The organism is Psychrobacillus sp. OK028 (genome assembly GCF_900103605.1).
Classification (GTDB): domain Bacteria; phylum Bacillota; class Bacilli; order Bacillales_A; family Planococcaceae; genus Psychrobacillus.
Genome location: NZ_FNHY01000005.1, coordinates 200,753 through 225,097 on the forward strand (window position 1 = coordinate 200,753; position 24,345 = coordinate 225,097).

Genomic DNA, 24,345 nt, shown 5'->3' on the forward strand with positions numbered 1-24,345 from the left:
ATGGCTATTTTAGAACTTAATAACGTAACAAAAACATTTGGAACGGGACATAAACAGGTGGATGCTTTAAAAGAAACAAACTTTTCTGCTGAGCAAGGAGAGCTAATAGCAGTCATTGGTCCCTCGGGTTCAGGAAAAAGTACTTTTTTGACGATTGCTGGAGGATTACAAACTCCTTCAAGTGGCGGTGTTTTAGTTAAAAACCAGGATCTTGCAAATTTAAACGAGAAAAAACGCTCAAAAGTTCGTTTAAAAGAAATTGGATTTATCTTGCAAGCATCTAATCTAGTACCATTTTTAAATGTCGATAATCAAATGAAGCTATTAGATAATGTAAAAAAAGATAATATGACAACAGAGGAATTGGATGCTTTATACGACAACCTCGGCATTAAAGATTTACGCAAAAAATATCCAGCCGATTTATCTGGCGGGGAGCGACAACGTGTCGCCATTGCCAAAGCCTTGTATAGTAAGCCTTCCATTCTTCTAGCGGATGAGCCTACCGCATCTTTAGATTCGGAGAAAGCATATGAAGTTATGGAGTTATTAAAAAAAGAAACAAAGCAAAACAAAACTACTACAATCGTTGTAACCCATGATACACGCCTCATTGAGTATTGTGACAAAGTTTATGAAATGACCGATGGAGTACTGAGATTAATGGAAAAATCTTCAGTAAAGTGATTAGAACCCTACGATTTTTATAATTAAATCGTAGGGTTTTTTATTTTTCAACGTAATATATTGTATTTCATATTTTTCACAATTGTATTGAAAATTGTGATATGATAAAACATAAAATTTCATTCGTGTTAGGAGTGCTTATATTGAAAGTTCAACCATCTACAAAAATGTCGTTATTTGAAAAAGCAATTTTTGGAGACTTGAAAGCCGCCGCAGCTGCCAAACAAGCTCAAGGCTTCGACTTATATGATTTAAGCTTAGGTAGTCCTGACCTCCCACCAGATGAGCGCGCAAGAAAAGTTTTGTCAGATCTCAGCTATTTGACTGATTCATATGGTTATACACTTACTGGAACTATGCGCTTCCATGAAGCCGTAGCAGATTACTATAAACGTCGCTCCAATGTTACTTTGGATCCAAAGACACAGATTGTTCAAACGATGGGTTCACAAGAAGGACTCGTCCATCTCCCACTAGCATTTTGTGATGAAGGAGATATTATTCTTACAACAAACCCTGGTTATGTAGCCTATGATGCGGGGATTAAACTTGCCGGTGCTGCCCCCTATTATATGGAACTTTTAGAGGAAAACAAATTCTTACCTGACTTAGATGCAATACCTGAAGAAATTGCGATGAGAGCAAAACTCATGATATTAAATTTACCTGGAAATCCAGTTCCAGCAATGCCTGATCCGATTTTCTTTGAAAAAGTTGTTGCCTTTGCCAATAAATACAATGTAATTATTCTACACGATGCGGCCTATTCAGAATTCTATTTTACCGGAAATTCACCAAGTAGCTTTCTCTCCACACCAGGCGCGTTAGACGTAGGTATAGAGATCAACTCTTTATCGAAAAGCTTTAGCCTTGCTGGTACCAGAATCGCTTATATCGCAGGAAATGCAGAGATGATCAGTATCATGAAGCAGCTAAAATCCAATTTAGATTTTGGGATATTCGGTCCTATTCAAGAAGCCGGGATTGTTGCGTTAAACCATGCAGAGGAAATAACAGAAAGCTTGCGCAAGACTTTTTCAGAAAGACATGCCTTCCTCACAAATGCATTAACTGATTTAGGATGGAAGGTAGCTCCTTCTACTGGCGGGATGTTCGTTTGGGCAAAATATCCTTTTCAAATGAATGACAAAGATTTCGTTTTTGAAGTAATTGATCAAACCGGTGTAGTAATGGTGCCAGGAACTGTTTTTGGGTCTGCCGGAGCCGGCTTTGTTCGTATTGCATTAGTGCAGGATATCGAAATACTGAGAAAAGCAGTAGATCAATTGAAAAAGTTAAAAGTACTAACCATTTGTTAATGCAATCTAAAAAGCAATCTCTAGTCGATTCTTGACTAAAGATTGCTTTTTACTTAAGGTGACTTCAAAGGGACTAGGTTTTGCCGCATTTTTGATACTTGCTCAGGTTTCACGTAGCCCATCTTCCCTTTCTTTAGGATGTACAAGTGCGAACCTTTCCCAACGTCGACTTTTCCATCTAAAATACATAATAGTGGCACGAGTCCACTCATCTGCTGCTATCGCCAGCCAAACACCAACTAACCCTAAATCCAGTACAAATATCAAAAAATAGCCTAACGGTAAACTCATTAATACCATAGACAATGCTCCCATAATTACTGGAAAAGTTGCATCACCCGCTGCACGCAAGGAATTGATAATGACAATATTTACGGTGCGACCAGTTTCTAATGCAAAGCTTAGTAGCAGCACAGAGGCTCCAATTTCGATAATTTGTTCATTGTCCGTAAATAAACTCATTAATGGATAACGAAGGATGATGACAATCGTTACTAGTGTTAACGTAAAAATCATCGCCCATTTGACACTAAACCATACCGATTTAAATGCTTCTTCTTTTTCATTTGCCCCTACAAATCTTCCGACAATAATTGCTGTTCCCATACCGATGGCGATTGCAAATAAATAAGTGAACATCGAGATATTCACGGCATATTGCCTAGCTGCCAATGATTCTGCTCCCAAATAAGTAACATAATATAAAAATACAATTTGACAGCCTTGGTATAAAATCTGTTCAAAAGCAGATGGAAGACCAATTCTTAGAATCTTTTTAATATATTCCTTCGAAATAGTAAAATAATAATTAACCTGCACCCGATACTCCATCACTCGGTACAGCAGCCAGAAAAATACAAGTAACGCGATAAAACGACTAAGCACAGATGAAATAGCTGCTCCTTGAACACCTAATTCTGGGAAGCCAAATTTCCCAAATATTAATACATAGTTACCTAGAACGTGGATAATATTCATCCCAAGGGAAACAAACATCGTCTGCTTTGTAAAGCCATGAACACGAATGATAGCGGCAAGTGCGTTAATAATGGCTTGCAAGAAAATAGCTCCACCAACAATAGACAAATATTGATGTGCATGAACAAGCACGTCCCCTTGCAAATTCATCGCAATCATCATATTTTTAGAAAATACAACAAAACCAATGCTCAGCAGAATCCCTACACATAAATTTAATGTTACTGCTAAACCGGATATCTTCGATGCTTCTAAATATCTTTTCGAGCCTAAGTATTGAGATACGACAATAGCTGCACCATTTCCGACAACTTCTAATACTAGTATAGCTATATGAATATACTGATTCGCTGCTCCTACTCCAGATACAGCATCATCTGATACTGCACTAAGCATGAACGTATCTGCAATACCCATTAACATAAACAAAAATACTTCTAAAAAAATTGGCCAAGTCAGTGTGAATAAACTCAACTTTTCGCCAAGATTGTTCTTTTTAGTTTTTACCACCGCTACTCCTTCTTTATCCTGAAATTTTAATAAGAAGAATCTTACCACAAATAATGCCTTTCTTCTATAGGTATACAAAAAACACGTCTGCCTAGTAGAAACTAGACAAACGTGCGCTATATATTATTCAATTCCTACATGCTTATGAATATACTCCTTAATTCCTGGAACGGATAACTCTATGTCATATGTCAGAAGATTATCCTTTACATAGGCTAATTTATTTCGTTCTACTGCATCAGATTGAATGTGTAATATATTGTCCAAATATAGTATTCCCTCATTGGTGATCATTCGATCATGATCACTTAATAATCCTTTTTCGCTCAGCTCTGTCTGAATGCTTGTTAAATTTTCACCTACATTGTTTAAAGCCTCTCTAAGTTCTCCTTCATTTTTTTCATTCTTCTCCAAGAAGTTACAAACATAGTAAGCTAGAAGTACCTGTTCCTTTTCTACTAATTTCCCCATTTGTTTTCCCCACTTTCTTTTTTTCCTGTAATTCCCTTTATCCTCTTTTTTTAAACATAAAAAAACGGGCAAAAAGATGCCCGTTCTTTTAGAAACAAAACCCATATATTCTATTGATTTTCGTTCCGGTCGGACGCTTTCCTTGGGCACGGCTCGAGCCTGTAGTCTATCCCTCGCGCTTTTACACAGAAGTCGTCGAACTGCGCTACATTCAATAAATAAGCTCTTAATATTAAAGTTGCACACAATAAAGTATAAATTAACGGTTACTTAGCTCGAGTTCCCCTTGAAACAAACTTACAAGTCCCTTGCCCCTAGTGCTCATTGTTATTTTTATATATTTCCTTCCCAAAACCTCAATATCTATGTAGTAATCATTTTTTCAATGTCTGCTTTTATCGATTCTGGACTATCTGTTGGAGCATATCTTTTTATGATTTCCCCATTTTTATCGACAAGAAATTTAGTGAAATTCCACTTAATGCTTTTTGATAAGATACCTTTACTATTGGTAGTTAAATATTGAAATAGCGGATGTGCATCTTTTCCATTAAGCTTAGTCATTTCGTGCATAGGAAACGTAACTCCGTAGCTCATTCGACAAGCTTGCTCTGCTTCTTCTGCATTACCTAACTCTTGTTTGAATTGGTTGGAAGGAAATCCGAGTACAACAAGTCCTTCATCTTTATGATCATTGTATATTTTTTCAAGTCCATTAAACTGACCTGCTAGACCACATTTAGTTGCTGTGTTAACGATTAGCATAGGTTTTCCCTTGTACTCACCTAACTCATACTCATGACCATCTGATTTTTTCACTTTAATATCGTATATACTCAAACTAATCACCCCTCAAGTTGATTTACGCTTTAAGTTAAGAACCAATGTACAAAGCACATTGGCTAATGGCAATAAAAAAAGCTACATTTTTCACTGGAGAATGGTCTATTACTTCTAGCTTCATTTGAAAAACATTGTCTAAAGTCGCTTTCCATCTCGCAATTTCTTTTTCATTGTAAATAAACTTAGACCAATCTTCCATTTCCTTATCTAATTTTATTTGCAAATGTCCATCTGTGATAAGTAAATCTGGTACGAGTTCTTTCCACTTGTCATACGCAACCAAGTATTTCTTTTGGTCGATGTAGTCGAACGCCTCAAAATAGACTTTCCCTTTACGTGATACTTTTTTACACATAAAGACTAACTCATCGTTCGTGTTGTAAACGTTATACCAAAGAAAATAACGGTAATCCATTAGCTTATCCAATCTTTTCTTCAATCCATTGGAATAATATCGTTTAAAGGTATAAACAATTTCTCCTTTTTCGTTATAAACAGAGGTTTTCGGGGTCTCCTCAATATTAATAGGTTGCTCGTATGTATAGTAAGCCACGTTTGTCCCTCCTGTGAAAAATATTACATAACTCGACTAAATTATTTCCCGGGAAACAAACATCCTAATTTTTCTCTTTATTTTTCGGGTACCGACTCATCTGTTGCAGGATAAATAAAAACACTCCAACGAGCACTAGAATTCCACCAACAATTTGCCATCCTACTAATCGCTCGCCTAGGAAAATAGCAGCGAGAATGGTTGCCCCTACTGGTTCCCCTAATATACTCATAGAAATAGTAGTGGCGGTCACATAATTCATCAACCAATTGTTGATTAAGTGAGAAATAGTCGGTACGATAGCTAACAACAAGAAAATTCCCCATTCTTTTAAATCATAGCCTACCATTACTACGCCCGCCAGCAAGTTATAAACAATGAGTGCTATCGCCGCAAACCCAAAAACAGTAAAACTATAAATCCAATGCGAAACCTTCTTCACTGCTTTTTGCCCAATTAACAAATATCCTACAACTGCAATAACGCTTAAAAATGAAAGAATATCACCAATAATGGCATTTCTGCTCAGTCCAAAATCACCCCAACCAATCATCACTGCCCCTATAACTGCAATACCCATAGTCATTAGTGCCGCTTTAGTCGTTTTCTCTTTGAATAATAGGGCACCACCGATCAAGGCAATAATCGGTTGGAGTGCTAGGATAATAGTGGAGCTGGCAACTGTTGTTAGCTTTAAAGAACCAAACCATAATGCAAAGTGTAAAGCTAAGAACATACCTGCAACAAACAGCAGGATCCATTCTTTGTTTGCTAACTTTTTGAACTCTGCTCTTTTTAACCATACTACTGGTAATAGTAACAATGTCGCTAAAATCATTCGGTACATACTCAATATAGTTGCAGGTGCATGAGACCACTTAACAAAAATGGCCGCAAACGAAATCGCTATAATGGAAATGATTAATGGTAACACAATTGATTTAGATGTATTTGCTTGATTCACTTCTTTACCCCGTTCTTTTGCAATTCTTTTTATATAATCTAATATACGGGATATAGCTTGAAATAGGAAACACAAAAAACTTCATCAGCCATTGATAAGAGTTTAAGATCGATCTCTTTTCCATTTTCGATATCTATCGTAAATTCCTTTACCTCCTGTGTACCCTATTAAGGCAATAGATAAGCCAATTCCCGTTAACGCAGTAATTAGTGAAATCCATTCAAAAAAGGAATAGCCTGGCACCTTTGACCAATCGGTTTTGCCCTTCCAATCCTCTATGACTAGGTTCATACCATAAATACCAGAAACTACTGTAAAAATAGTTAACATAAATAGGAGTGAATTATTTCGTTTATCCGACTGGTTATCCTGAGCTCTATATAAATCATCTACCGTTTGTTTTACTTCATCAAAAAGGTTATGCAAACGAAATACTTCCCGTAGCTGATGTGTTAACTCTTTCCCTTCCGTTCTAGTAGAAACTTCTTCAAAATAATAGCGGGAAGAGAATTTGGATATTAGTTCTATTAACTCCTCCACATATCGTTTATCCTTTGCCCAACTAACCTCACTGTGCTCAAAAGAAACCTTCAAAAGCATAATTTTATAGTAATAATGGAGCATTAAATTATAGTAGTGCACACTCATAAATTGAGAAATTTTTTGCTCTAATTGTTCTTTTCTCTCAACAGATAGCGTGACCTGGGTATGTTCGGAAGAAATAGTATATGTATCCGGTGCCCAACGATCATGAATGCGACTTTCTACATAACGCTTCATATAATTTGGATTGGAGGTCGATATAAACTCATTTCCGTTTGTATCCCTTCCATCTAAATGGGCTAACCGGTACAACTGATCTTGTGTAATTTCGGATTGTTCATCGGCGATTAAAAAGATTGAGCTATGCATCCGCTCATCTTCAAAAAAAGGAAGACTACCATAATACCCTGCAAGCTTTTCATCATGGATAATAAATGGTTTTAGAGGTAAACATAAATAATCAAAAACGAGTTCATTTGTCGTTTCGAATACTTTATTTTTTTGGTGAATTTTAGCGCCTTTATCGAAAGGAATCTTTGGCTCTAACACTCGAAAGTGGGCAATGTGGTCTACGATATTAGTCAATGTTTCTTGCTCTTCATCCATTGTCACCCGAATAGTGATTATCCCAATACCAAAAGGACATAAAGTAATATCTACACTGTTAATGATAAAACCAAATTTATTCTTATTTACTTCGTATGTAAAAGATTCTGCTACTACTTTTGAATAACGCAAAAAACCCCTATTATTTGTATTAGTAGGGAATAATTTGTCTTCGATGAACGGCAAAAAGAACTGATCCAATTCTTCATGGACGATTTTTATATCATCTCCATAATATTTGTCTTGCATTTCCTCATTATCTAAAGTGAAAAAGGTAAAATGATTCTTTTCTAGCTGCTCCATTAATTTTTTCCGTTCTTTCTCTCGAAAAGAGAATGGAAATAGATAAGTCATGTATGCATTCGTAACATTCAAGGAGCGAATCTCTATACTTTCCATTTTTTCACCTACTTTATGTCGATATCCTTATTTACCTTTCTTGTTTGCTTTATAAACCCAAAATACAGTCATTCCTAAAGTTTTCCTTAAGAATGACTGTATTACAAGCTAATTATTTTATGTTGTTATTATTGTTGTTTCGATTGTTATTGCGCTCATTTTGGTTGTTTCTTTTATTTTGTTCGTTTTGATTTTGCTCGTTTATATTGTCAAAGTTGAAATCCTCACCAAACTCAGCTGGATTGTTTTGGTTATTGTTATTGCGGTTATTTTTGTTATTATTGCGGTTATTATTGTTTCCCATGACTGCTCACCTCCTTGACCATATTAGAATGGACTGAAAGATGAAACATATACTAAATTTATTAATTTATTTATCCGTACTGTTTTTTCGCTCTTGTTCCACTAAAGAATCAATATCCACTTCTTCAGCGAATTCTGTTAGTAAGTTCGTTCGGTTGTAATATCCTACTTTTTCATGCGGATTAGATTTCCTCGGTTCGAAGATATTTGTGTCCATATATCGATGTAAATAGAGTTCACCTATCATTAATAGCAAAGCAGAGATAAAAGCAGCCGACCCAAGAGCCATTGGTTGTACGTATATATTAGAACCTAAAGAGTAAATTACCACATAGGCAATGACAAAATCACTTATTGCTGCCCATACATTCCCTATTTTAGGTAATATAAAAATATCTCCTACATATCCTACTACCGTAAGAACCACACTAGTGACGAGAATATCCGGAATAGATACATCATAAAATATACCCAAAACTACCCATAACACCAAGGTAATCATAACAAACTTCATCAAAAGGGCTTTCATATACATTTGTTTCAGCTCCTATCTACCTCTTTTTTGATGTGTGTGCTTTAGCCTGCTGCTTTGCAAACCATTCATTTATTTCACGATAACTCATGCCTGAATTGGCGTTTAATCTTTTCACTTCCTCAATATCTGTGCCAGCTACGGTAAACTTTTTATTAGTACTTATAGCAAACCCTTCCTTTCTAATATGGAATTTAGGACGACTTTTTTTATACCAATGATAAAAAAGTATGACAATTAGTCCTACTTCCACAGTATCCCCACTGTAATACATAATCATGCCACCTAATTCTGCTTGAGTTTTTGAAACCCCAACTGGAGGATTGGCATATATATACTTTGCTAACATAGCATGAGCTGCTAAAGCAAAAAGAAAGATAATTGTACGATATAAATAACTTTTTTTAAAAGGAGCCACATCAACAGAAATAATAGAATTCGTAAATACATACCCAGCTAGAAAAATATGAACATGAATGATTACATATAGGAGCATATATTCGTGCATCATAGGAAACAATTCAGTTGTGTAAAGCAACCACAAACCACCTATATTTAGTATGGAAGCAGTAACTGGATCTTGAACAGCATGCAAAGGACGACTGCTTAAAATTGTTGTTAGCCTCCTAGCTATAGGTACACTAATTGTTCGTAGTAGAAGCGTTATCGGGGCGCCTAATGCCAACAATAGTGGTGCTAACATTCCAAGTAATACATGACCAATCATATGGAAAGAAAAAACGGTGTGCGCCCTATCTGCAATGGGACCAATTACAGCGAGTAATACACATAATAGGCCCATGTTCCATGCGACAAGTCTGTATACGGACCATCGCTTTTTCTTTCGATTGGACAGAACTACAGCCAAAATATAAAAGATAAATAACAACAAAAAAGGAATTGCCACCAAAACTTGGAGGCTGACTGCAAAATACTGTTCGTGCGTATGCATCTTAAATTTTTACCTCCATTTATGATTTCGTACGATAGATAAAAACTGCTCCAATCAGAATCATAATAGCGGCCAAGACATTCCACACTAAATCATATGGAAGAATGTTCACATCATAACGAATTTGATGTAAACCCATCCACTTATGTTGAATGATTCCATCATATAGTTGAAAAACACCTGCGCCTAGAAGAATCCCACCAATCCATCTCTTCAACCAAAACGCATGACGCCTATGAAGGTCTGCCAGTAAAAAAGATGCTCCTATCGTAGCTATAAAGCTAAACGCATGAAATAGCCCATCCGATACTAGTCCAATATCCGTTGTAGATTTATCGTAAAAATGATGCCAATGCAGAAGCTGATGAAAAACTACTTCATCTATAAATGCCACAATCCCAAGTCCAAACAAAATACCGGTCCACATATTCTGTTTGGCGTATTCTTTTTTATGTGGGTTTTGGTTATTATCAGCGGAAGTGCCTATAGAATTCGTCATTAATAACACCCTTTTTTAAGTTAGCTTCTCCTTTTGAGGTATGATTTAAACTCTAGGTTATCGCATGATCCCAATGACAAGAACTACTAAGGATGTTGTGATACGGTGGTCTTTAAATATAAAAACGTGAAATCAGTTAGATTTCACGTTTTTTTCTTATTTTATAGTTTATAGAAAATTATAGAACCTTATATGCTGTTTGTTTGAAGTGTAGACCGCGATTCCTAGGGGAACAGCACGAGTGAGAGATTACAGGCTCGAGCCGTGCCCCCGGAAAGCATCTTCCGTAACGGAAAACAACTGTAGCGGAAACCTAATAGAGAAACATGAAAACGTTATTGTTCGTAAAATTTTGACCTAGCCTTTTAGTATAAAATTATTACATTAGACTACCTATATATTTCATACTATCTACTGAATTTCCATCAGCTTTCCCATCTAAAATATATTCGACATCTTGAAGTGTTTGGGCTAATGGAACCTCTTGTCCAGTTTGACCCGTAAAGGACTCTGCAACATAAAAGGGCTGCGTAAAATAGGCTTCTAATCGTTCTCCTTGTTCGTAAGTTTCCAATTCATTACTTCTAATTTTATCCAATCCATGGACAACAACTAATGACCTAAGCTCTCTATAACGTCTAAGTAATTTCTGTGCTCTTTGCCTTAAATTAAAGTGACGTTGATCCACGTCCACTCCTTCTAAAAGGGAAGAGGTAGAGTATATTGGTTGAATTGCAGGATAAATATGGCGCGCTGCAAGGTCAGCATCTAATTGCCATACTGTTTCTAACGGTCCAAATGGAATATCCTCATCTACAACTTCTCCAGAAAGGTCCAATAAGATTGTCGTAACGTTTTTAATGCCCTCTTTAATCATTTTTTCTTGCATATCTAATAACTGACCGGAAACTACATAACTATTATCTGTTATCAACAGGATATCCCCAGAAATTTCGGATAACTTTGAAAACGTCTCTTCAGTGGATTCAGTTAAATAATTGGCTAACCCAGTGATACCCTCTGTTTCAAGTTGGTCTCGTTGTTTTTGAGGCAATAAAAATATCGTCGTATAATTACTATCTTTAAACCTGTGCATAAGTTCTGCAAGAATTACTAGCTGCCCCATTCCAGGTCGTGCAACTAAACCAGTCGTCCCCTCTTTTACTAATGGTGCAAAGAAATCTAATGCTTTAATTTTTGTTTCAATCATATCTAACTTCTCCCCCCGTATGATTAATTCATCTACCGTACAGTTTGCTAATGAAGCTAGACCCACAAGGGTCCTAACCTCTGCCTTTCCTAAATCAATTTTTCCAGTACATAAATTCGAGACAGTCGCTGGTCTAATCCCTATAGATTTCGCAGCCGTTGTCAAATTGGGAACCTTCCTTCTTAATAAGGCAACATTTAATCGTATATCTTCCACACTACCCCTCCTTTGTTACTTTTAATAGTAAATTTAATTACCTTAAAAAGCAACTACTTTTTCTTTATAAAGTAATTATTTTTACTCTATAAAATTAAATACCAGGTAAATCAACAATATAAGTTGTTGATTTACCTGGTATTCTATAGAAAGTATTTTCGAAAATAGTGAGCATCGTTTTTAAATAAGCCAACCTATTTATCATCGATGCATATCATGTAATGGCTGAAACAAATCCTCTGCAGCACTTCTTACCATCGAAAAATTATCTACATTATAATGCCCATGCAGAATTTTATTGTGATGGTTAATAATTTGCTCTGCCGTAAGAACTGAGGAACCTTTAGTTGAATGTCCATCTCCAACTAAAGTGACATCAAATTGGGATACCGTTGCGGTCCGTACAGCTGTGTCAATACAATGCTCGGTCTGGCAGCCCATAATGACTAGGTGATTAATCTCCTGCTCCTTAAAAAATTCTTTTAATCCAGTTCCATAAAATGAATTTGTAGCGGCTTTATTGAATGTCTTTGAATCTGTTGGTATAGTAATATCCTGATGTACCTGAAAACCTTCTCCTTTTCCTTCTGCCACATCTGTATCTCTAACAAAAACGACCAAAGCATCTGATTCAGTAGCTTTTGCAATAACTAAATTGATATTTTCTATTAGCTGTTCTTTTTGAAAAACACTACCCTCCTGGTCATTCCCTTCTATTAACTCCTGTTGTGCATCAATTATTAATAATGCTTGTTTCATAACAACACACCTCTTTTGGGTTTATTTTTTCCTTCTCTCAATTCGACTGCTTCTATTTCCAAGACCTCATCCATTCCATTAAAAGGTGATTATCTTCCAAACCTTTCACAACTTGAAAACCGCATTTTTCATAGCACTTTATAGCCTGTAGGTTAGTACTGTCGACATCCAGAACTACCTTTGAAACACCTAGCTTCGAACTTAAATACTCTAACAAGGCATTAATCATCTTTGTCCCTAACCCTTTCCCCCATAATCCGGGTTCTCCGATAAATTGGTCAATCCCGTAGATAGACTCTTCCGCTGGATAGGAGTATAACTTTAATTGCTCTTTAGGTGTCCTATAATATTGCATATAGCCTATCCGTTTATTTTTATATTCCACAATGCAAGGTTTCACATAATGATCTCCTTTGATTCTCGGGCCGTATTTAGCAACGACTTGTTCTAATGTAAGTCTCGGACCATAATATTCGATGACCAAATCATCATTCAGCCATTTTTCCATGTAAGGATAGTCGCTTTCGCTCATGGCTCGAATACTCACCCCATTAATTTGAATCATCTTCCCTCCACCTTTTTTCACTACAAAATTTTGGAATATCGGAATGGATATAAAAACCCTCTATTAAAGATTTCCCACCATCAAACAATACCATGCCGTAGGTTGCACCTGACACCGTTTCTAGTGCGACATCGTGTCCTTCCGGAAATTCCATTTCTTCTGTACCCTCTCTTCTACTATTATTGATTTCCTTTACAATTTTCTTAAGTATTTTTTCATCGGTCACTTCCTGAAAATTCTTCTGAACCCATACATTGGATAGTAACACTTGCCAGATCTTCAGCAATAAAAGTATTGCGATTACTACAAGCTCCTAATAATAGAGCTAAACATATTAAGTAAATCACTCTGCTTGAATTAAACATTTAAGGCCCCCAGCCTACCAACTAATAATTTCCTATACTATTCATTTCAGCAAGAACATGATTCATACAATAGCAAATAGAACTAATAAAGGAGTGAAGTTATGAATCAAAGAAGGTATCGCAGACGAAATACGATGGCTTTTACGGTATTGGCTTATTTTACGTTATTTGCTGGTGTGTTTATGTTCTGCATTGGCCTTTACAATGCAGATAACTTGCAGTTAAATGAGAAAGGGTATTATATTGCAGTTATGATTTTAGTTGGAGTTGGGGCGATTCTTACACAAAAAGTTACACGAGATAATGCCGAAGATAACGATATTATTGCTGAGCAAGAACAAGAGCGACAAATGAGTGGCAACCGAATTCCGCCAAGCACAAAAGAATAGAAAAATTCAATAAATAAATCCTGTCGTTATATACATAAACAGGATTTTTTTATTGTCCAATTCGTTTTATATGGATAATATCATTTACTTTTTCGAGTACAAAAATATCTGGGTTTTTCATCTGTTGCCATTGAGCAAATCCAAATGTTGTTTCATAGTGATTAATAAGCAGGGACAAAATGTTGCCATGCGAAACAATGGCTACATTACGCATTTGCTGATTTTCGAAAACCTCATCCACTACTTCCCTGATACGTGTTAATGCTTGGATACTAGACTCCCCACCAGAAAATGTTAAATCTCTCTCTAGAAATGTTCTTTCTAGTTTTTCTAACCAATCCTCCATTGAATCAGCACTCAGCACTCGTTCTTGTAAATTGTCATCTATTATAATTGGGATTCTTTTACTTTCTGAAAATGGCTTAATTGTTTGAACCGCTCTTTTATACGGACTCGAAATAATATGATCTATATTAAATTTTTCTAATATAGGAACGAGCTCTAAAGCTTTCTCTCTTCCTACATTTGTTAACCCTGCAGAAGGTTCCTGTCCCTTTGCCTGGCAATGTCTGATTAAGTATATTTTCTTTTCTTTCATCTTCTCACCCCTCCACATTACATTCGCCATTTCTACTTCTATTCCTTTAAATATATGAATTTTCGGAACTATTGTTTATACTTAGTTTTAAGAAGTTAAGAGGAGTGATTGAGATGAAAAACGTTCTACAGGTGATTGGGAAGTAAAAGGTAGTACTACCTCTTCTTTCAATCCAATAAAATTATATAAAACTACGGAATGAAAAGAGGAATAATTTTGTACCAAGACAATGAACTAATTATAAGACCTATAAAGAGTGAAGACTTAACTAGACTGTGGGAATTAATGTGCAAGGATGAAAAGCCAGAGTGGAAAAAATGGGATGCCCCCTATTATGAATATAAATCAGTACCGTATGACAAATTTATGGAGAAGGCTGACTCCTACATTACTAGAGAAGATTTCTGGGGAATCGAAGTAGATGGAGTATTAAGAGGAATCGTTTCTTACTACTGGGAGCATGAAACTTCAAAATGGCTAGAGATGGGCATTGGATTTCATGAAACGGGGTCTTGGGGTAAAGGATTAGGGACACGTGCTTTAAGACTCTGGACTAATCATTTATTCACTACATTACCTCTTGTTCGAGTTGGCTATACAACTTGGTCAGGAAACCATCGTATGATTCGAGTCGGTGAAAAACTTGGAATGACGATGGAGGCCCGTATTCGAAAGGTACGTTTCTATGACGGTCATTACTATGATTCGATTCGGATGGGAATATTGCGAGAGGAATGGGAAAGCTTCACACAGCAAACTAAGGAGGAACAGGAACATGTTGACACGCGAAGTAATTGACCACCTTGGTAGACAAGTTGTTATCCCTAAATCACCTAAGCGCATTATTTCCATCTGCCCCGCCATTACGGAAACACTATTTTCCCTTGGCTTAGAAAAAGAAGTAGTTGGCCGAACAAAGTATTGCATATTCCCACAGGATGCTATTCAAAATGTACCGATTGTTGGAGGCACAAAAGAAGTAGATTTAACGAAAATAAAAGAGCTTCTACCTGACCTTATCATTGCTGAGAAAGAGGAAAATACCGAAGAGATGGTAAGGGAGCTTGAAAAAATAGCGCCAGTTTTTGTAATGGAAGTGAAATCTATACACGATGCATATAGACTTATTACTACATTAGGAGAAGTTACAGCTACTAACGAGAACGCAAGTATTCTTTTAGCTTTATGCCAAAAATCCTTTCAGTCCATTTGTAGTAAAGAGAATGGTAAAGCTGCATATGTAATTTGGAGAAAGCCTTATATGGTCGTTGGCGGTACAACTTATATAAATGACGTGCTACATGCGATGGGCTTTCATAACCCTTTCACTCAAGAAGAATCGAGATATCCTGCTGTAACAAAAGAACAGCTAGCGGATGCTAAGCTCGATAAACTTTTTCTAGCATCTGAACCATTTCCATTTCAAGAAAAACATCTAGCTGAGTTCCAATCATTCCTTCCACATACGGAAATAATTCTAGTTGATGGAGAGATGTTTTGGTATGGCTCTCGAATGCTCATAGCTGGGGAGTATTTAGCAAAATTGACCTGAAAAACGCTTTAAAACATAAAACAGTGTGAAGCAAAAATTTCACACTGTTTTACTACGTTATTTTGCTGTTTTTAAAATTCTTGGAAGTTTCATTGAGTTACTTTCACTAACGAATGTGGAACCTAAAAGCAATGCACCGCCCAGCAGTTGAATAAATGTCATTTGCTCCTGCAAGACAATAGCAGAAATCACTAATGAAGTGATTGGATCTGCATAGCTTAGTGCAGCTATGCTTTGCCCCTTTATCTTCTGCATCCCCGAGAAGAAAAATAAGAATCCAATTCCAGTGTGTACAAACCCTAAGATTAATATAAATGGAACGGAGGAACCTGACACTTCCAAAATACCAAATCCTTCTGTAAAGAAAACATACGGTATAAGAAGTATTGTAGCTGTTCCAAGCTGAAGTAATGTAGTTTCTAATCCATCCATGTTTTTGATAAACTTGTTCAACAGCATTAAGGATGCATATAATACAGCTGCCATTAAACCATAGCCAATACCAATTAAATCTTCTAATCCAGATGTACTTAAACTACCATTACCAACAATGAATAACATCCCTAACATAGCTATACTAACGCAGACTATTTTCTTAGCTGATAATTTTTCCTTAAGCACAAGTGGTGAAAGCATTAGTACAATGACAGGCGCAAAATAGTAGCTTAATGTTGCGTTGGAAATGGTCGTATACTTAAATGCTTGAAAAAGAAAAATCCAATTTCCACCTAATGCAATACTCGAAAGAATTAAAACAATGGCATTTACCTTAACCAACGCCCATGAAATTTTCTTCTTCATCATGAACACAACGGTCATTAAAAATAAACTACCAATTAAACCACGTAATAAAGCTATTTCACTCGAAGATAAATCAATGTATCTTACAAACAAACCAATTGTGCCGAAGATAATCATTGATAATAAGAACTGGATTTTAGATTTCATCGTTTACTCCTCCGATTCTGCGAAAGAGCTTATATTTCGCAGAGTACAATTAAATCTTTTTCACGAATTCAGATTTTAACTTCATCGCACCGAACCCATCAATTTTGCAGTCGATATTATGATCTCCTTCTACTAAACGAATACTTTTTACCTTAGTGCCTTGTTTTAGCGTAGATGAACTACCTTTTACCTTTAAATCTTTAATGACCGTTACTGCATCACCATCATTTAAGATATTGCCGTTCGAGTCTTTTACAATTTGTTGTTCTACAGTACTATCACTTTCTGTCTGCTGTGACCATTCATGAGCACACTCTGGGCAAACAAACATAGTGCCATCTTCATATGTATATTCTGAATTACATTTTGGACAATTTGGTAAAGCCGCCATGATTATACCTCCATTCATTTATAAGTATCATTCTAATGTATTGCATGTTGTCCTTCAACCATTCAACAGAGTTTTGATGTTTATGCCTTTCTTCTATGGGTACTTAATCTATAAGACTATAACGGTGGGAGTGAACTAAAATGGAGGAAGAAAAACGTGTAGAAGTACACCGTGAAGAACGAACAGATTCTGGAATGGTTGGTGCTACTTTCATCAAATATGCAGCGTACTTAATCATATTCTTTGGTGTACTTTGGTTCTTAATCTCATATGTGTTCCCAATGTTTTAATAAAAAGAAAAGCGATATGTCCATTGAAATTACAATGGACATATCGCTTTTTTTATTCTGTTTCGGGAAAAAAGGCTTTAGCAGTTGGTATGTCTACAAAGCTCGGACCTGTCGTCGTAATTGCATTTTGAATGACAAATTCTAGCTCACCCTCATTATTAACTCGAAAGGCCGTCCACCCACATGCCTCCGCCACCTTCACAAAGTCAGGATTCGTTAGTTTAGTGCCTATTTCCTTTAAACCTGCCGCTTGAATTTTATCGCTTTCCATCTGTAAAGCACCATTATTAAAAACAATAACCGTAATATCTAAATTGTATCGAGTAGCTGTCAAAAGATCCGCAAGCACCATCTCGAGTCCACCATCGCCTACAATAGCAACTACCTGCTTCTCTGGTTTCTCCATTTTTGCTGCCATTGCTGCAGGTAGTCCGAAGCCCATTGAACGCCAATATCCAGAAAACAGGAGACTTTGCTTACTTTGACGGAAATTACGATTCATCCAAACAGTAACATCTCCAGTGTCAATCGTTAGGATGGCGTCATCTGCAACTGATTGTTCAATTCCTCGAACAATACGTGAAGGATGACATGGATAATCGGTCATTTTGCCTTCCTGTTCGTTCTCATTGGCCCATTTTGTTTTCACTTGTTCTATACGGTTAAGCCATTCGGTATTCGGCACATATCCGGTGATGGGTTCCTGAAGAAGTGGAACAACTTGCTCTGCTTTACCTTTAATAGCTATTTCTACAGGAATACCACTCGTAGCACTTTCTATATGTGTATCAACTTGAATGATTCTAGCTTTCTCAGGAACATAACCTTCTGGCCACCAAGATACACCGGCAAGAAGTACAACATCCGCCTCTTTAAAAACTTCTGCGGCATGAGGATTTCCCCCTTCACCAATACCTTGGAGAAGATATGGAGTTGCCTCCTCAAAAAGCCCTTTCCCACCGAAGCTTGTAATAATGCCTGCTCCCCATATATTAGATAAGCTTTCTATTGCCTCTGTAGCTTTCTTGGCTCCAGCACCAACTAAAATCATTGGGTACTTTGCTGTTTTCATCACAGCTGCAACTTCTGTCAAATCAGCACTTTGGAATGTCTCTGCTCCCTCGATTACTCTAGGAAGTGGTCGAGCCTTTACCTGGGTTTCTTTTTCAAACAAATCTTTTGGAATTGATATATGTGTAACTGCTCGTTGCTGTAAGGAAATTTGAGTAGCTTTTTGTAGTAACTCTACAATTGCATCTTCACTTGCTAAATTTGCTGAGTACGTAGCAAATGGTTTGAACAACTCTTGCTGATCTACATATTGTTGGAAATCGGTTCCTATTTTATCCGATGGGGCTTGTCCTGTGATAGCTAGTACTGGTGCCTTATCCGCATAGGCATCCCCTAATCCATTGAGAAGGTTTGTGGCTCCGGGTCCCATAGTAGACGTACAAACAGCAAGCTTCCCTGTCAGCTTAGCCTCTGCAGAAGCCATAAAGGCCGCTACTGATTCATGCTTCACAGCGACGAATTTAATCTCATCCTGTTTAGCTAGTGCATCCAATAGTCCAATGATTGTATCACCTGTGACGCCATAAATGCGCTTCACCCCATAATAAGATAACTGATCCAATAACACTTCAGACACTGTTTTTCCCATTTAGTAACCTCTCCTTTTATATTCCCAGATATTTAAAAGGTGCCCTTAATACTTGTGATATAAACTTTTTAAATATAGAAGGAGGTTTCTAAATTGAAAAAAGCATTCATAAAGTCTTTAAAAAGACTCCATGAACGCCTATTAATAATTTTTATACTAATTGTTTTGAAAGCTTTGTAGCGGCTGCTTTTACTTTTTCTAAGCCTTCTGCAACGATTGCTTCTGCTTGAGCTGGTGCTGCAGCATGTCCTTCGATTACAACTTCATCCACAATTTGCATACCGAAAACGCCACCTAATACATTTTTCATGTAGTTAACTGCCATTTCCATTGGTGCAGCTTCTGGTGAAGAGTAGATGCCACCACGAGCATTTAAGATGACTGCTTTTTTGTCAGTCAATAATTGTACTGCTTGACCATTTTCGTCATATTTAAACGAGAAGCCAGCTTGGTAAATATAATCGATAAACACTTGTAATGGTGCTGGAATTGTTAAGTTCCATAATGGGAATGCAAATACTACTACATCAGCAGCAGTGATTGCGTCCATTGCTTTTTGTTTAGCTGCGATTAAACGAGCTTCTAATTCTGTTAACTCTAATCCGTCTGATAATTTACCGAATGCATTAAAAAGGTCTTGTCCGATAAAAGGCATATCTTCTGCAAACACATCATAAGTTGTTACGTTTGCTCCTTCTAAGTTTTCCATAAATGTATCGTACATTCTGCTAGAAATACCTTCTGCAGAAGGGCGGTTGTTTGCTTTAACTACTAATATATTCATTTTAATTATTCCTCCAATGTTTTATTACATTGGTTATATTAACAGATACATTACACTACATTCAATTATTTTGAATTTGAAATGAATGGTTTTTAACTTCACGTCACAAACTTTTCACAAGTTAGTATTTCAAGGTCTTCCGTGTCATGATTATTAGAATAATTGCTGGAATTGTACAAACAATCATACCGAGAAACGCTAGCCCCGGCTGAATTTCGTATAGATAGCCTCCACCAAAAGTTAAAATGGCGGTGCTTAAGCTCAAAGCCAATCCCGAATACAGCCCCTGTGCATTAGCTATTTGTTCTTTTGGTAAAGACCTTGTTAAATACCGGATAAAAGCGATATGAGCAACTCCAAACGATAGAGCATGTAGTGCTTGAGAAATGATGAACATCGCCACATTAGGGAATATAAAAATCATTACCCAGCGGAGTGTAGATCCAACCGCTGCCAATAAAAATAAGGAGGAAGGACGCCATTTAGATAAAAAGGTATCTGCCTTCATAAAGTACAAAATCTCAAAAATGACTGCTATATTAATAATCATCCCGATATAGAAAGGATTAACACCTAACTCCTGTAAATAGATATATCCATAATTATAATAAGCTGCATGAGCCCCCTGCAGTAAAAAAACAATCATTAATACGACAGGAAATGTCTTTACTTGCCATAAACCCTTCATCGAAAGTTTTTGCTTTCTGTCTTCTTTAGAGGGCTTCGTAAGCAAAGTTACTGGGGTAGGCATGAATTGCTTGATCAATAAGAATAGCAATCCTACAATCATGCTCCAAAGAATAGCTTGCTCTCCCCAAACTCCTGTTAACATACTAATAATAAGAACGGCAATGACAAATCCACCTGATCCATAGGAACGACTTCTACCATAATGCACCTTACCTTGTTGGACAAGTGAAGATGCCCCACTTTCAATGGCTGGCATCAAAGTCGGATACACTAAACTAAATAGTAGAGTGATCAGGAGTAGTGACATTTTAGAAGTTGCCGGTATATAGATTACAGCTGCAATTAAGGACAAAATAGTAAAGGTAATTATTATTTTTTTGTTACTCATAAATTTAGACATGAAAGGAAATACGAACATTGTAGCCACAGCACGCGCAACTAAGCCAAAAGCCATAATCATACTTGCATCAGCTACAGTTAAATTCTTCGCTTGTACTAACCAGCCAGTCCAGTATGGTAAGAAGATTCCCCATGTAAAAAAGAACACGAAAAAGCTCTGTGAAAGCCAGCGTTGATTGTTTATCATCTTACAAAAACCTCCGTTCGCTAGTTTGAATAATAACATTAGTCTAATTATAATAATAGGAGATATCTCATGTTTTTGAGGAGTGGATGACATAAAATGAACTTGCTAAAGGGTTTAGAAAAAGCATATTACTTAGAAGCATATACAATACAGTCACTTTTTTCTTTTGACATTTCTCCATTTATACAGGTTTTCCAATTTGATAAAGGAGATTTTATCATTCAAGAGGGGACGGAACCTGAGTATCTCTTTTATATGGTGGAAGGTAAGGCAAAACTCTATGTAACCCATAAAAACGGAAAAGTTTCGCTGATTAACTTTTTAACTCCACCAATATTTATGGGAGAAATAGAGCTTTTAAATGAAGAAAAATATTCAAAAAGTATTCAAACTAGCTCAAAATGCATTTGTTTAGGAATTTCAATAGAAAAATGCAAAGAAAAATTACTAGCCGATGCACACTTCCTAAAATATTTATGTATATTTTTGAGTAATAAATCAACTGCTCATTCTACCAAATACACAAAACATCAAGCGTATCCACTGGAAAATAAACTGGCAGAATTTATACTTTTGTCCTCTCATCAAAGTATATACAAGGAAAAGCATACTGAAATTAGCGAGTACTTTGGCGTCTCTTATCGCCATTTACTTCATACCTTCTCCCAATTATCCGAAGCAGGAATAATAGAGAAGATAAAAACGGGCTACAAAGTAATAGATAAGAAAAAGCTTCAGGCATTAGCGGACGAAATTAAATAACATAAACTAAAAACCACCTTAAAACGACTGTCTAGTCATTTCAAGGTGGCTATTTTCATTATCTAATTAATCTAGTTGTCCTCTTTAGCAACAACTGTTCAACTTTAAATAATACCTTACTTCTTAAAGTGAATTTCATTTTAACACAAGCATTTTTGCTATTCAGCACACACATACACTATTTAGCTGTATATTTTTTAATAGCTGGTAGAATTTCATTTCCAATGAGTTCAATATTCTTCATCAGTTTTTCAAATGGTACTCCACCAAAATCCATCTGTCCGATATATCGTTGATGGCCAAATACTTCATGCTGGTAAAGAATTTTTTCTATGATTTGTTGTGGGCTTCCGATATTCATGACATTATGCGGGTCTGCTCCTAAAGCAAATGCATCTTTTGGATAACCACTGCCATTCGATAATTTCATGCCTTCATTAATATAAGGATAGTATTCGTTTTGTGCCTGTTGTGTCGTTTCTGCTGCATAGAAGAAACCAGCGGTAGCAACTGGAAGCTCAGCCGGATTATAGCCACTACTTTTAGCAGCTTCCCGATATGCATCTATGGAAATCTTGAAGGTTGTAGCAGCTCCTCCTAGAGTAGCTAAGAACATCGGTACACCAGCATGTCCTGCCTTAATCGCACTTGCAGGATGCCCACCGACTGCACGCCAAATAGGTAACGAGCCTTCTTGTGGACGTGGTATGACAATTGCATCTTTTAAAGATGCTCGGAATTGTCCGCTCCAGTTTACGACGTTTTCTTGATTAATCTTCAATAATAATTCGAACTTTTCTTCGAATAACTCCTCATAATATCGAACATCATAGCCTAATAATTCAAATAGACCTATTCTAGATGCACGTCCAGCTACAATTTCTGCACGTCCCTTAGACAGCAAATCTATTGTTGCAAAGTCTTCATAAACACGTACTGGATCTGACGTACTTATAATCGAAGATGAACTCGCAATTTTTATCGTATTAGTCGCTTGTGCAATTGCCGCTAAAACAACTGTGTGAGCTTGTGTTGCAAAATATTCCTGATGACTTTCTCCAACACTGAAAAAATCGATTCCTGCCTGCTCTGCTAATTTTGCTAGTTCTATAATTTCATTTAGTCGCTGCGCTGCAGAAATACGTTCTCCTGTGTGCGGATTCGGCATATGATCCCCTAATGTATATAATCCAAATTCCAATCCTTTGCTTTGATCAATACGATATTTTTCCATTTACCTCACCCTTCTAATTATAGAAATTCTCCCTAAAATTATTACTACTCATATAGTAGTATAGTATTGAAATTCACTTTCGGTAAGTACGCACAAAAAAGTGGTATAGTATACATAATGATACTATTAAGAGGAGGCTTCACAATGGATATGCAACCAGAGCTGTGCAAGGTTGAAGATGCTTTAGGTATTCTAGTAGGAAAATGGAAACCGATTATTTTATTAATCCTTTTACAGGAAGGTACAAAAAGATTCAGTGATTTAAAACGTAGTGTACCTGGTATAACACAAAAAATGCTAACAAAACAGCTTAGAGAGTTAGAGGAAGAGGATATTATTTTACGTAATGTCTACGCTCAAGTCCCGCCAAAAGTGGAATATTCCATTAGTGAGTATGGAAAAAGCTTAGAACCCATTTTGGTAGCCATGCATGAATGGGGAACTGCACATACGCTTCATAAAACAAAAAAAGCACAGCAACAAACATGTTGACTTGCGAATTTGTGAGCTCGAACTTGCGATTTGTGGACATGGTGTTGCGATTCTCCGTTGTGAACTTGCGATTTGTTGCAGTGATTTTGCGATTCTCGACCTGGAACTTGCGATTCGATGTTTCTCTAAAAAAAACGGCACCTAATCAGAAAGGAGCCGTTTTACTTATGTAGAATTCTATTCTATTTCTCTAGCTGGAATAACCATATCAATATGCGGAATTTCGTCCTCCAAATATACTTCTGAAACCGTTTCAAAACCAAAGGATCCATAAAAATCCTCTAAGTGAGCTTGAGCCTGTGCGAAGATAGGCATTCCAGGATAAATAGTTTCGATATATTCTATTCCCCTAGCTACAAGCTCCCTACCTAAGCCAGAATTACGATTATTTTGGGCTACTAAGACCCTACCAATATGAATAGTATCTTCTTTTGGAAACACACGCATGTATGCACTTAGTTCATTATTTTCTTCCTTAAAAATATGCGTGCTAATAAGGTCCACGTCGTCTACTTCTGGATAAGGGCAATTCTGCTCCACTACAAAAACTTCCACTCTTGCTTTATAAATACGTTGTAATTCCAATGCACTTAACTCTTCAAATGCTATATAATTCCACATACACATCACTCCTTACATTAACACCTATTATATACCATCAAACAGATTCCCGATAACTCTTCCTACACCTCTAA

At 36.6% G+C, this 24,345-nt stretch carries 30 protein-coding genes; 8 read left to right on the plus strand and 22 right to left on the minus strand.

The genetic code is table 11. The annotated features are described in order from the left end of the window. Entirely contained in the window at positions 1 to 687 is a 687-nt protein-coding gene (locus BLR36_RS10670) for an ABC transporter ATP-binding protein (protein WP_093061727.1), read from the plus strand. A gap of 143 nt (positions 688 to 830) precedes the next feature. Continuing rightward, entirely contained in the window at positions 831 to 2,006 is a 1,176-nt protein-coding gene (locus BLR36_RS10675; protein WP_093061728.1) for an aminotransferase class I/II-fold pyridoxal phosphate-dependent enzyme, read from the plus strand. A gap of 102 nt (positions 2,007 to 2,108) precedes the next feature. Here the strand turns inward: BLR36_RS10675 and BLR36_RS10680 are convergent, their stop codons facing one another. The 14 genes from BLR36_RS10680 to BLR36_RS10745 form a co-directional block, all read right to left on the minus strand. Then, a complete protein-coding gene (locus BLR36_RS10680) occupies positions 2,109 to 3,542 on the minus strand; it encodes an MATE family efflux transporter (protein WP_093061729.1) in 1,434 nt (477 codons plus the stop codon). Between the two features lie 75 nt (positions 3,543 to 3,617). Continuing rightward, a complete protein-coding gene (locus tag BLR36_RS10685; protein WP_093061730.1) occupies positions 3,618 to 3,965 on the minus strand; it encodes a hypothetical protein in 348 nt (115 codons plus the stop codon). 363 nt (positions 3,966 to 4,328) lie between these two features. Beyond that, positions 4,329 to 4,805, minus strand: a complete 477-nt coding sequence (locus BLR36_RS10690; protein WP_093061731.1) for a glutathione peroxidase — start codon at positions 4,803 to 4,805, stop codon at positions 4,329 to 4,331. A 34-nt stretch (positions 4,806 to 4,839) separates the two neighbouring features. Continuing rightward, the gene (locus tag BLR36_RS10695) at positions 4,840 to 5,361 is read right to left on the minus strand and encodes a tubby C-terminal domain-like protein (protein ID WP_093061732.1); all 522 of its coding nucleotides are present in this window, start codon (positions 5,359 to 5,361) and stop codon (positions 4,840 to 4,842) included. A gap of 64 nt (positions 5,362 to 5,425) precedes the next feature. Continuing rightward, positions 5,426 to 6,325, minus strand: coding sequence for a DMT family transporter (locus BLR36_RS10700; protein ID WP_093061818.1), 900 nt, complete (start codon positions 6,323 to 6,325; stop codon positions 5,426 to 5,428). A 102-nt stretch (positions 6,326 to 6,427) separates the two neighbouring features. Beyond that, on the minus strand, positions 6,428 to 7,873 hold the full coding sequence (locus BLR36_RS10705; protein WP_093061733.1) for a magnesium transporter CorA family protein: 1,446 nt from the start codon (positions 7,871 to 7,873) through the stop codon (positions 6,428 to 6,430). Positions 7,874 to 7,985: 112 nt separating this feature from the next. Beyond that, positions 7,986 to 8,177: a hypothetical protein gene (locus BLR36_RS10710; protein ID WP_093061734.1), complete on the minus strand. Its 192-nt coding sequence runs from the start codon at positions 8,175 to 8,177 to the stop codon at positions 7,986 to 7,988. A gap of 66 nt (positions 8,178 to 8,243) precedes the next feature. After that, positions 8,244 to 8,711, minus strand: a complete 468-nt coding sequence (locus BLR36_RS10715; RefSeq protein WP_093061735.1) for a YndM family protein — start codon at positions 8,709 to 8,711, stop codon at positions 8,244 to 8,246. Positions 8,712 to 8,727: 16 nt separating this feature from the next. Beyond that, complete coding sequence (locus BLR36_RS10720) at positions 8,728 to 9,660, minus strand: cytochrome c oxidase assembly protein (protein WP_093061736.1); 933 nt, start codon at positions 9,658 to 9,660, stop codon at positions 8,728 to 8,730. A 19-nt stretch (positions 9,661 to 9,679) separates the two neighbouring features. Continuing rightward, complete coding sequence (locus BLR36_RS10725; protein ID WP_254771383.1) at positions 9,680 to 10,087, minus strand: DUF2243 domain-containing protein; 408 nt, start codon at positions 10,085 to 10,087, stop codon at positions 9,680 to 9,682. Between the two features lie 451 nt (positions 10,088 to 10,538). Beyond that, positions 10,539 to 11,585: a hypothetical protein gene (locus BLR36_RS10730; RefSeq protein ID WP_093061738.1), complete on the minus strand. Its 1,047-nt coding sequence runs from the start codon at positions 11,583 to 11,585 to the stop codon at positions 10,539 to 10,541. Between the two features lie 201 nt (positions 11,586 to 11,786). Next, positions 11,787 to 12,344 carry an isochorismatase family protein gene (locus BLR36_RS10735; RefSeq protein WP_093061739.1) on the minus strand — a complete coding sequence of 186 codons (558 nt, stop codon included), beginning with the start codon at positions 12,342 to 12,344 and terminating at the stop codon, positions 11,787 to 11,789. A gap of 52 nt (positions 12,345 to 12,396) precedes the next feature. Further along, positions 12,397 to 12,909 (minus strand): GNAT family N-acetyltransferase, encoded by a 513-nt coding sequence (locus tag BLR36_RS10740; protein WP_093061740.1) that lies wholly within the window; start codon positions 12,907 to 12,909, stop codon positions 12,397 to 12,399. Next, positions 12,896 to 13,177, minus strand: a complete 282-nt coding sequence (locus tag BLR36_RS10745) for a hypothetical protein (RefSeq protein ID WP_139185087.1) — start codon at positions 13,175 to 13,177, stop codon at positions 12,896 to 12,898. Before BLR36_RS10745 ends, BLR36_RS10740 begins: the two co-directional genes overlap by 14 nt. Positions 13,178 to 13,375: 198 nt before the next feature. Between BLR36_RS10745 and BLR36_RS10750 the strand changes: the two genes are divergently transcribed. Continuing rightward, positions 13,376 to 13,663: a YiaA/YiaB family inner membrane protein gene (locus BLR36_RS10750; protein ID WP_093061742.1), complete on the plus strand. Its 288-nt coding sequence runs from the start codon at positions 13,376 to 13,378 to the stop codon at positions 13,661 to 13,663. A 49-nt stretch (positions 13,664 to 13,712) separates the two neighbouring features. On the opposite strand, the gene BLR36_RS10755 is transcribed toward BLR36_RS10750, so the two are convergent. Further along, positions 13,713 to 14,261, minus strand: coding sequence for a histidine phosphatase family protein (locus BLR36_RS10755; protein WP_093061743.1), 549 nt, complete (start codon positions 14,259 to 14,261; stop codon positions 13,713 to 13,715). Positions 14,262 to 14,477: 216 nt separating this feature from the next. On the opposite strand from BLR36_RS10755, the gene BLR36_RS10760 reads away from it, so the two are divergent. Further along, the gene (locus tag BLR36_RS10760; RefSeq protein ID WP_093061744.1) at positions 14,478 to 15,059 is read left to right on the plus strand and encodes a GNAT family N-acetyltransferase; all 582 of its coding nucleotides are present in this window, start codon (positions 14,478 to 14,480) and stop codon (positions 15,057 to 15,059) included. Then, positions 15,037 to 15,813 (plus strand): ABC transporter substrate-binding protein, encoded by a 777-nt coding sequence (locus BLR36_RS10765; RefSeq protein ID WP_254771377.1) that lies wholly within the window; start codon positions 15,037 to 15,039, stop codon positions 15,811 to 15,813. Before BLR36_RS10760 ends, BLR36_RS10765 begins: the two co-directional genes overlap by 23 nt. Before the next feature lie 57 nt (positions 15,814 to 15,870). Here BLR36_RS10765 and BLR36_RS10770 read toward each other — a convergent pair whose 3' ends face one another. Together BLR36_RS10770 and BLR36_RS10775 are read right to left on the minus strand one after the other, a co-directional pair. Beyond that, positions 15,871 to 16,761, minus strand: a complete 891-nt coding sequence (locus tag BLR36_RS10770; RefSeq protein ID WP_093061745.1) for a DMT family transporter — start codon at positions 16,759 to 16,761, stop codon at positions 15,871 to 15,873. Positions 16,762 to 16,810: 49 nt separating this feature from the next. Beyond that, positions 16,811 to 17,152 (minus strand): zinc ribbon domain-containing protein YjdM, encoded by a 342-nt coding sequence (locus BLR36_RS10775; protein ID WP_139185088.1) that lies wholly within the window; start codon positions 17,150 to 17,152, stop codon positions 16,811 to 16,813. A gap of 140 nt (positions 17,153 to 17,292) precedes the next feature. Between BLR36_RS10775 and BLR36_RS18830 the strand changes: the two genes are divergently transcribed. Next, complete coding sequence (locus tag BLR36_RS18830) at positions 17,293 to 17,442, plus strand: hypothetical protein (RefSeq protein ID WP_175454042.1); 150 nt, start codon at positions 17,293 to 17,295, stop codon at positions 17,440 to 17,442. A 52-nt stretch (positions 17,443 to 17,494) separates the two neighbouring features. On the opposite strand, the gene BLR36_RS10780 is transcribed toward BLR36_RS18830, so the two are convergent. From BLR36_RS10780 to BLR36_RS10790, 3 genes are all read right to left on the minus strand, one after another. Then, a complete protein-coding gene (locus BLR36_RS10780) occupies positions 17,495 to 19,102 on the minus strand; it encodes a thiamine pyrophosphate-binding protein (RefSeq protein WP_093061747.1) in 1,608 nt (535 codons plus the stop codon). A 151-nt stretch (positions 19,103 to 19,253) separates the two neighbouring features. Then, a complete protein-coding gene (locus BLR36_RS10785; protein ID WP_093061748.1) occupies positions 19,254 to 19,886 on the minus strand; it encodes an FMN-dependent NADH-azoreductase in 633 nt (210 codons plus the stop codon). Positions 19,887 to 20,007: 121 nt separating this feature from the next. Continuing rightward, positions 20,008 to 21,159 (minus strand): MFS transporter, encoded by a 1,152-nt coding sequence (locus BLR36_RS10790; RefSeq protein ID WP_093061820.1) that lies wholly within the window; start codon positions 21,157 to 21,159, stop codon positions 20,008 to 20,010. A gap of 99 nt (positions 21,160 to 21,258) precedes the next feature. Between BLR36_RS10790 and yeiL the strand changes: the two genes are divergently transcribed. Further along, positions 21,259 to 21,924, plus strand: coding sequence for a transcriptional regulator YeiL (yeiL, locus tag BLR36_RS10795; protein WP_093061749.1), 666 nt, complete (start codon positions 21,259 to 21,261; stop codon positions 21,922 to 21,924). Between the two features lie 178 nt (positions 21,925 to 22,102). Here yeiL and BLR36_RS10800 read toward each other — a convergent pair whose 3' ends face one another. Then, positions 22,103 to 23,158 (minus strand): LLM class flavin-dependent oxidoreductase, encoded by a 1,056-nt coding sequence (locus BLR36_RS10800; RefSeq protein WP_093061750.1) that lies wholly within the window; start codon positions 23,156 to 23,158, stop codon positions 22,103 to 22,105. Between the two features lie 144 nt (positions 23,159 to 23,302). Between BLR36_RS10800 and BLR36_RS10805 the strand changes: the two genes are divergently transcribed. Next, a complete protein-coding gene (locus tag BLR36_RS10805; protein ID WP_093061751.1) occupies positions 23,303 to 23,650 on the plus strand; it encodes a winged helix-turn-helix transcriptional regulator in 348 nt (115 codons plus the stop codon). 177 nt (positions 23,651 to 23,827) lie between these two features. Here BLR36_RS10805 and BLR36_RS10810 read toward each other — a convergent pair whose 3' ends face one another. Next, positions 23,828 to 24,271, minus strand: a complete 444-nt coding sequence (locus BLR36_RS10810; protein WP_093061752.1) for a GNAT family N-acetyltransferase — start codon at positions 24,269 to 24,271, stop codon at positions 23,828 to 23,830. Positions 24,272 to 24,345 lie beyond the last annotated feature (74 nt).

Bases quoted from the DNA above. Each gene is read 5' to 3' on its own strand.
- BLR36_RS10670 (WP_093061727.1), top strand. From the start codon at position 1: ATGGCTATTTTAGAACTTAATAACGTAACAAAAACATTTGGAACGGGA.
- BLR36_RS10685 (WP_093061730.1), bottom strand. From the start codon at position 3,965: ATGGGGAAATTAGTAGAAAAGGAACAGGTACTTCTAGCTTACTATGTT.
- BLR36_RS10705 (WP_093061733.1), bottom strand. From the start codon at position 7,873: ATGGAAAGTATAGAGATTCGCTCCTTGAATGTTACGAATGCATACATG.
- BLR36_RS10710 (WP_093061734.1), bottom strand. From the start codon at position 8,177: ATGGGAAACAATAATAACCGCAATAATAACAAAAATAACCGCAATAAC.
- BLR36_RS10715 (WP_093061735.1), bottom strand. From the start codon at position 8,711: ATGTATATGAAAGCCCTTTTGATGAAGTTTGTTATGATTACCTTGGTG.
- BLR36_RS10720 (WP_093061736.1), bottom strand. From the start codon at position 9,660: ATGCATACGCACGAACAGTATTTTGCAGTCAGCCTCCAAGTTTTGGTG.
- BLR36_RS10725 (WP_254771383.1), bottom strand. From the start codon at position 10,087: ATGTGGACCGGTATTTTGTTTGGACTTGGGATTGTGGCATTTATAGAT.
- BLR36_RS10735 (WP_093061739.1), bottom strand. From the start codon at position 12,344: ATGAAACAAGCATTATTAATAATTGATGCACAACAGGAGTTAATAGAA.
- BLR36_RS10740 (WP_093061740.1), bottom strand. From the start codon at position 12,909: ATGATTCAAATTAATGGGGTGAGTATTCGAGCCATGAGCGAAAGCGAC.
- BLR36_RS10750 (WP_093061742.1), top strand. From the start codon at position 13,376: ATGAATCAAAGAAGGTATCGCAGACGAAATACGATGGCTTTTACGGTA.
- BLR36_RS10755 (WP_093061743.1), bottom strand. From the start codon at position 14,261: ATGAAAGAAAAGAAAATATACTTAATCAGACATTGCCAGGCAAAGGGA.
- BLR36_RS10765 (WP_254771377.1), top strand. From the start codon at position 15,037: ATGTTGACACGCGAAGTAATTGACCACCTTGGTAGACAAGTTGTTATC.
- BLR36_RS10770 (WP_093061745.1), bottom strand. From the start codon at position 16,761: ATGAAATCTAAAATCCAGTTCTTATTATCAATGATTATCTTCGGCACA.
- BLR36_RS10775 (WP_139185088.1), bottom strand. From the start codon at position 17,152: ATGGCGGCTTTACCAAATTGTCCAAAATGTAATTCAGAATATACATAT.
- BLR36_RS18830 (WP_175454042.1), top strand. From the start codon at position 17,293: ATGGAGGAAGAAAAACGTGTAGAAGTACACCGTGAAGAACGAACAGAT.
- BLR36_RS10780 (WP_093061747.1), bottom strand. From the start codon at position 19,102: ATGGGAAAAACAGTGTCTGAAGTGTTATTGGATCAGTTATCTTATTAT.
- BLR36_RS10785 (WP_093061748.1), bottom strand. From the start codon at position 19,886: ATGAATATATTAGTAGTTAAAGCAAACAACCGCCCTTCTGCAGAAGGT.
- yeiL (WP_093061749.1), top strand. From the start codon at position 21,259: ATGAACTTGCTAAAGGGTTTAGAAAAAGCATATTACTTAGAAGCATAT.
- BLR36_RS10800 (WP_093061750.1), bottom strand. From the start codon at position 23,158: ATGGAAAAATATCGTATTGATCAAAGCAAAGGATTGGAATTTGGATTA.
- BLR36_RS10805 (WP_093061751.1), top strand. From the start codon at position 23,303: ATGGATATGCAACCAGAGCTGTGCAAGGTTGAAGATGCTTTAGGTATT.
- BLR36_RS10810 (WP_093061752.1), bottom strand. From the start codon at position 24,271: ATGTGGAATTATATAGCATTTGAAGAGTTAAGTGCATTGGAATTACAA.